General features: G+C 72.6%; 5 protein-coding genes and 1 pseudogene. 5 read left to right on the forward strand and 1 reads right to left on the reverse strand.

What is annotated here, in order from left to right; translation table 11 throughout:
• Window positions 1-169 precede the first annotated feature (169 nt).
• On the forward strand, window positions 170-1,270 hold the full coding sequence (gene hisC / locus ACFW2E_RS08025; RefSeq protein ID WP_384463112.1) for a histidinol-phosphate transaminase: 1,101 nt from the start codon (window positions 170-172) through the stop codon (window positions 1,268-1,270).
• A gap of 132 nt (window positions 1,271-1,402) precedes the next feature.
• On the opposite strand, the gene ACFW2E_RS08030 is transcribed toward hisC, so the two are convergent.
• Window positions 1,403-1,735, reverse strand: coding sequence for a helix-turn-helix transcriptional regulator (locus ACFW2E_RS08030; RefSeq protein WP_384463115.1), 333 nt, complete (start codon window positions 1,733-1,735; stop codon window positions 1,403-1,405).
• A gap of 263 nt (window positions 1,736-1,998) precedes the next feature.
• Here ACFW2E_RS08030 and ACFW2E_RS08035 point away from each other — a divergent pair, with 263 nt between their 5' ends.
• The 4 genes and pseudogenes from ACFW2E_RS08035 to ACFW2E_RS08050 all read left to right on the forward strand — a co-directional run.
• Window positions 1,999-5,013 (forward strand): BTAD domain-containing putative transcriptional regulator, encoded by a 3,015-nt coding sequence (locus tag ACFW2E_RS08035; protein ID WP_384463117.1) that lies wholly within the window; start codon window positions 1,999-2,001, stop codon window positions 5,011-5,013.
• Window positions 5,014-5,431: 418 nt separating this feature from the next.
• Complete coding sequence (locus ACFW2E_RS08040) at window positions 5,432-6,085, forward strand: transcriptional regulator (RefSeq protein WP_384463120.1); 654 nt, start codon at window positions 5,432-5,434, stop codon at window positions 6,083-6,085.
• 139 nt (window positions 6,086-6,224) lie between these two features.
• Window positions 6,225-6,923 (forward strand): RNA polymerase sigma factor, encoded by a 699-nt coding sequence (locus ACFW2E_RS08045; protein ID WP_384463123.1) that lies wholly within the window; start codon window positions 6,225-6,227, stop codon window positions 6,921-6,923.
• Window positions 6,920-7,303 (forward strand): annotated as a pseudogene (locus ACFW2E_RS08050) (hypothetical protein); the annotation flags it as partial. The gene ACFW2E_RS08045 and the pseudogene ACFW2E_RS08050, both read left to right, overlap by 4 nt.

Here is a 7,303-nt window from a genome sequence, read left to right on the forward strand (position 1 = left end):
GCGGGCCCCCCCCCCCCCCCCGCCGCCCCCCCCCCCCGCGCAGCTCGCGGGACGGGGGCCCCGGAGCCCCTACCGCGGCCGCCGCCCCCCCGCGCCCCTCGGCCAACAACCCCCCCCCCCACCCGCCCCGCCCCACCTCTCTGGCCCGACCCGCAGAAAGCAGTCACACATGTCCCACGACACCCCTGCCGCGGCCGAAGCGCTGCCCCGCTTCCGTTCGGTCCTCGACCGGATGGTGAGCTACCGGCCCAGCAAGGCCGTCTCCGGGCCGGCCGGCCCGGTCCACCAGCTGGCGGCCAACGAGTCGCCGTACGGGCCGCCGTCCGCGGTCGTGGAGGCGATCGGCCGGGAGGCGCTGCGGATCAACCGCTACCCGGACAACGGATGTACGGAGCTGATCGCCGCGATCGCCGCGAGCCTCGGCGTCCCCGAGGAGGGCGTCGCCGTGGGCTGCGGGTCGGTCGGGGTCGCCCAGATGCTCATGGCGGCCGTCGCCGAGCCGGGGGCCGAAGTCCTCTATGCCTGGCGCTCGTTCGAGGCCTATCCGATCCTCACCCGGCTCGCGGGGGCCGCCGCCGTGGAGGTGCCGCTGCGGGACGGGACGCACGACCTCGACGCGATGGCCGACGCGATCACGGACCGCACGCGCCTGGTCTTCGTCTGCAATCCGAACAACCCCACCGGAACGGTCGTCGCCGAGGCCGCGCTGCGGTCGTTCCTCGACCGGGTGCCCGCCGACTGCCTGGTGGTCCTCGACGAGGCCTACCGCGAGTACGTCCGGGACACGAGGACGCCCGACGGCCTCGAACTCGCCGCCGGGCGCCCCAACGTGGTGGTCCTGCGCACCTTCTCCAAGGCGTACGGCCTCGCCGCGCTCCGGGTCGGGTTCATGGTCGGCCACCCGGTCGTGGCCGGGGCGGTCCGCAAGGCCTTCCTGCCCTTCAGCGTGAACTCCGTGGCGCAGGCCGCAGCGACCGCCGCACTGCGCTCCGCGGACGAACTGATGGAGCGGGTGGAGACCACCGTCGCGGAGCGTGAGCGGGTGCGTGCCGCCCTCGTCGGCCGGGGCTGGACGGTCCCGCCGAGCGAGGCCAACTTCCTCTGGCTCCCGCTCGGCGACCGGGCCGCCGCCTTCGGCGAACACTGCGGCCGGGCCGGGGTGGTGGTGCGTCCGTTCGCGGGTGACGGGGTCCGTGTCTCGGTGGGTTCCGCGGCCCAGAACGACGCTTTTCTCGCGGCCGCGGCCGCGTTTGAAACGGTGATTTCCTGAATCCCGCCACCGGGTGCGGTCATTTCCTGGATTTGCTGTGTGTGCGAGGGTTATCAATGGAAGTGCGGCAGGGGCCGCACCGGTCGAGCCCGAGGTCAAGTATTAAACCAATTCCGGCCCCGGAGAGCGACGTCAGCAAGGGGCGTTGATTCTCCTCAGGTTGTCGGCTGAAATTCGCCTTGCCGGCGCGCCCGGGGCCGGTGTGTCCATCCAGCCGCGCGCCGCGGCGATCACGCCCGCCTGGAAACGGCTCCGGGCCTCCAGCCGGTCCATCAGCGTGGCGATGATCCGCCGGCAGGTACGGACCGAGATGTTGAGCTGGCGCGCGATGCTCTCGTCGAGATGCCCCGCGGCCAGCAGTTCCAGGACCTGCCGTTCCCGGCCGGTGGGTGAAGTGCCCGCCGTACCGGCCCCGAAGCCCCCCAGGCGACGCGTCCGCTCCACGGATATATCGGCGATGGTCAAAGAAATACCTCTCCGAGCCGACGGCGCCCCGCTAGCACGCGGGATCACCGCCCGTCTCCCCTGGTCGGTAAAATATCCGTTTGGGTTTGTCTGCTTTGACGGCGGTTCTTCGCCATGAATGCGTTTCCTCCCCGTCGCGCTCCTCAAGGCTGCCTTGACCGTGTCCCGATTGGATACCGGTCAATTACTCTTCCTCAATGGGGGGCAATGACCATGCCGCCGATGGACCGACCTGCGTCGACGTCGGACAAGAGGGGGGAGCCATGGAGTACGTCGAGGAAAGACAGGCCGTACGTCTCAATGTGCTGGGGGCTCTGGAGTGCTGGGCCGGCGAGCGGCGCATCCTCCTGGGGGGAGCCAAGGCGGAACGCGTTCTGGGATATCTGCTGCTGTCGCACAACCGGTCGGTTCCGGTCGCCCGGCTCGTCGAGGCGGTGTGGGGCGCCGAGCCCCCGTCCACGGCGGCCCACCAGATCCGCAAGACCATCTCGACCCTGCGACGGCTGCTGCCGGGCGGCGCCGAGCTCCTGCGGACCGACGGGGCCGGGTACCGCGCGGTGGTGTCCGCCGGCCGGCTCGACCTCAGGGAGTTCGAGGAACTGCTGCGGGCGGCCTCCGAGGCCCAGGCGACGGGCCGGCCGAAGGACGCCGGCGCCTGGCTGCGCGCAGCCCTCGACCTGTGGCGCGGGCCGGTGCTCGACGGCCTCGACGGGGAGGTGATCGACGTCGCGGCGAACGTGCTGGTGGAGACGCGCCTGGCCGCCGTCGAACACTACGCCCGGCTGCGCCTGGAGATCGGCCAGCTCGACGGCCTGGCTCCCTACCTGCGGCAGTACGTCGACGCCCACCCCTTGCGGGAATCGCTGCGCGAGCTCCTGATGACGGCGCTGTACCGTACCGGCCGGCACGCGGACGCGCTGGAGGAGTACGTCCTGGTGCGCCAGCTGCTCGCCGAGGAACTGGGCGCAGACCCCAGCCCACAGCTCGCCAGGCTGCACGAGGCCATCCTCAGACAGAGCCCCGAGTTGTCCGGGGCGCCCGCCGCCCCGCTGCTCGAACCCGCCGCGCCCGCCGGACCGGATCCCGACCCCGTCCGCTGCACCCTCCCGTACGACCTGCCCGACTTCACGGGCCGTCAGGACACCGTCCGGCGCATCCTCACCGCACTGGGCAACGGCCGCAGGATCATCACGATCGACGGCATGGGCGGCAGCGGCAAGACGGCGCTCGCGGTGCACGTGGCCAGCCGGATCGCCGAGCGCTATCCCGACGGACAGCTCTTCCTGGACCTCCTCGGCTTCACTCCGGGGCACGCGCCGCTGCATCCGCTGGAAGCGCTCGACCATCTGCTGCGCAGCCTGGGCGTCCCCAGCGACCGGATACCCGAGGGCCTGCCCGAACGCCGGGCGCTGTGGCGCTCGGTCACGGCGAACCGGCGGCTTCTGGTGGTGCTCGACAACGTCCGGGACTCCGCCCAGGTGCAGCCGCTCCTGCTCGGCACGGAGGACTCCGCCACCATCATCACGAGCCGGACCAGACTCGTGGAGATCGACGGCGCGGAGTGGTACTCCGTCGGCAGTCTGTCGATGGAGGACAGCATGGAGCTGCTGTGCCGGGTGCTGGGCGACGACCACGACGACGTCGAGGCGCGGACGCTGCTGGCCAGCATGTGCGGCGGCCTTCCGCTCGCGCTGCGCATCGCCTCCGCGCGGCTCAGGAACCGGCCTCAGTGGACCGTCCGTTACCTCGTGGACCGGATGCGGTCGGAGGCCCGCACCCTGACCGAGCTCCGGGTGGGCGAGCGCAGTGTCGCGGCCAGCCTCCAGCTGTCGTACCGGGCGATGAGCGACACCCACCGTGCGGCCTTCCGGCTGCTGGGCTGGCACCCGGGAGCCGACTTCGACGTCCACAGCGCGGCCGCCCTGCTGGGGACGGACGTCCAGGCGGCGGAGGCGCTGCTCGAGGAGCTGCTGGACGTCAATCTCCTCGAGCAGCACACGCTGGGCCGCTACACGCTGCACGACCTGGTCCGCTGGTTCGCGCGCGATCTTCGCGGAAACGGTTCGGCCGACCGGGAGGAGGACAGCGTCCAGCGGCTCCTCGACCACTATCTGCTGACCCTGGAACGGGCCTGCGACCTGCTCTTCCCCGGCCGCACCCGGCACCCCGTCGAGCTGCCCGAGGAGTGCGCGTCGCTGCCCGACCTCGACTCGGAGCGGGAGGCCCTGCGCTGGCTCGACGACGAGTACCCGGCGCTGCGCGACGCGGCCCAGCTCGCCTTCGACGTCGGCCTCGACCTGCACGCCGCCTATCTCCCCCGGGGCATGGCCTTCTACCTCAACCTGCGCGGCTGGTGGACGGAGTTCCGGGACGTGGAGATGCTCGCGGTGCGGGCCGCGCGCCGGCTGGACGATCCGCTGCTGCTGCGGATCAGCCTGACCAACCTGGGCCTTGCGCTGTGGAAACTGGGGGACCTGCGCGGCTGCCTCACCCAGCTCGACGAGGCGCTGGCGCTGGCCGAGCAGATGGGGGAACCGCACGGCGTCGCCGCCGCCCTCGGCCGGATCGGCATGTGCTACTCCAGCCTGGGGCAGTACGAGGAGGCGCTGAAGCGGCTGGACCGCGCCCTCTCCCTGAACCGGCGGCTCGACAGCCGGCGGGAGGAGGCCGAGACCCTGGCCAACGCCGCCTCGGCGCTGAACTGCCTGGGCCGGCACGCGGAGGCGGCCGAGGCCGCCCTGCGGGCCGTCCGCCTCGACCGGTCGCTCGGCGAGCGGGACCACGAGATCTACGCCCTGACCGAGCTGGCGGTGGCCCATCTCGGCATGGGCCGCCCGGACCTGGCCGTCGACCGGCTGGCCGACCTGGGCGGCGAGTCGGACGGCCTCCGGCAGCCCGGCACGGTCGGTCTGATGCTCGCCTACCGGGCCGAGGCCTATCAGCGGCTGGGCCGCACCACCGAGGCGGACGCGTGCACCGTCCGCGTGCTGAAGCTGGTCGAGGTGAGCGGCGCCATCCGGCGGGCCGAGATCGAGAACGTGCTCGGCCGGATTTACCGGCGCCGTCATGACCACGCGGCCGCGCTGCGGCTGCACCGCAGCGCCTACCGGCGTTCCGCCGCCATGGATCTACGCGTGGAGATGGCGCGCGCGCAGGCCGGTGTCGCGGCGGCGGCGGACGCCGTGGGCGACACGGTGACGGCGGCGGCGGCCCGCGAGGCGGCCCGGGACCTGTTCGACGGCATCGGCGTCCCGGAGGACTGCCGCTGGCCCGACTGAGGGCTCCGGCCGGCGCGCCCGGCCGATCGCCCTACTCCTGCGTGAAGTTGGGCCCCGCGTCGGATCCGACGAAACCGCGGCCCCCGGCGCCCGCCGCCGGGAGAGTGGTCTGAACAGCCTGCTTTTCCATGTGGTGCCCCCCTGGCTCGCTGTCTGCGGTCGCCCCACTTTCGCCGATCCGGTTCCCGATCGGTTCCCCATGGGATTTGCGGGGCAACCGACCCGGACGATTCGGTGGTCCACGAAGTGCGGACTGTGCCCGGACCCGCGACACGGCGCGTCCGGGCGGGCTCGCCGGAGCGGGCGGGTTCCAGGGCGACGTCTCGGCGGGACGGGCCTGGACGAAAGCTCCAGACGCTGGACATCGGTCATAGGCTGACGTTCGTCGCACGTTCCAGCGGAAGCCGCGGAGGCACGGATGCACGACCCGTCACAGGACGCGATCCTGGCGGCCCTGGTCCCGGTCATCGACGGCCTGGCCGCGACGTTCGGCCCGTCCTGCGAAGTCGTCCTGCACGACTACCGGCAGGGCGAGCAGTCGGTCGTCGCCGTGGCCGGACAGGTGACCGGGCGGCAGGTCGGCGGGGCGCTGAGCGAGATCGGGCTGTCCATGCTCCGCAGGGGAGCGGAGGCGGCCAACGACCTGAACTACCTCACCCGCACCCCGGAGGGCCGCGTCATCAAGTCGTCGACGATGCCGCTGCGCGACGGCCGTGGCGAGCTGTTCGGGGCCGTGTGCGTCAACTTCGACGTGACCGCGCTGCGCCAGGCCGGCGACATCCTGTCCGCGCTGGCCGGAGCCGGACCGGTGGAGCTGCCCGCCACCACCTTCACCAACGACTTCGACGACGTCGTCGACGCGGTGGTCCGCAGCCAGGAACTCGCCCTGGGCAGACCGTTCTCGGCCCTCACCCGTACCGAGCGGCTCGACGTGATCGGTTCCCTCGAGGAGCGCGGGGTCTTCAAGGTGCGCAACGCGGTGCCGAGGGTCGCCGAGCGTCTCGGAATGTCGCGCTCGGGGCTGTACGCGGATCTCGCCGCGGCCCGCAAGGACACCCGCGAGCGGCCATGAGCGGGCCGCGGCGCCGCCCGCCGGCTCTCCATCGGGTGCCGCCCCGTTCGGCCCCCCGAAGCGCCGGCGACCGTGATGTGGCGCAGGTCACGGGAAGCCGGTACGGGGTGCCGGACAGCTCATTGATGTGAGCACTCATATGCGAACCCGGGTACGGGCCGGGGAATCGAGCGCGTTCGCCGAGCTCTTCGACAGCTACGCCCGCGCCGTCTACAACCACGCCTTCCGGCTCACCGCCGACTGGGCGACGGCCGAGGACGTGATGGCCGCGACCTTCATGGAGGCATGGCGGCTGCGCGACAGGGTCGAGCCCGAGGGCGGCTCCCTGCGCCCCTGGCTGCTGGGCATCGCCACCAACACGGCACGCAACCACTACCGGAGCAACCGCCGGTACCGGGCGGCGGCCAACGTGGCCGCGGCGGCCGAGCTGTCGGTGCCCGACCATGCCGACGAGGTGGCCGACCGGGTCGACGACCGGCGGCGGCTCGCGGCCGCGCTCACCGCGCTCGCCGTACTGCGCAGACCCGAACGCGAGGTCATCGCGCTCTGCCTGGGGGAGGGCCTGGACTACGAGGCGGCGGCGGAAGCCCTCGGGATTCCGGTGGGCACCGTCGCCTCCCGGCTCTCCAGGGCCCGCAAGAAGCTCCGCGCCCTGGCCGAGGCCGGATCGGCACGCCCCTTCGCCGGACCAGTCCCCACGGCAACCGGGCCATCCCGCACCGCAGTGGGAGCGGCTCGCGGAAAAGTTCGCGGAAATCGGGAAGGCGCGGGCCCCGGCCGACAGACAAGAGGCGAACGCACAAACGCGATCCGGCCCGCGCAGGAAGGAAACCGATGAACGCGGACACGTCCCGGCAGAACCCGGCCGAGTGGGATGAGAGCGCACAGCTCATCTCCCGGACGGCACGCGACCTGCCGACGGGCCGTCACCAGTTCCACAGGGAGCGTCTGATGGCCCGGATTCACGACATGCAGCAGGCGGAGCGCACGGCGGCCGCCCCCGCGAAGGCACGGCGGTTCCGGCTGCCGCGCCCGGCGATCATGCTGCCCGCCATGGCGGTGGCCGCGGCGACGGTGGTCGTCGCGAGCCAGATGTCCGGCGGTGGCGGCGTCGAGGACGGCGGCGTCGCCCACGGCCCCGCCCAGACCACCCAGGTCGGCGCCCCGACCCCCCAAGGCGTGCCCCCCCAGCTCGACCCGATCTCCCAGGCGGCGGTC

This window comes from Streptomyces sp. NPDC058964, from assembly GCF_042741275.1.
Lineage (GTDB): Bacteria > Actinomycetota > Actinomycetes > Streptomycetales > Streptomycetaceae > Streptomyces.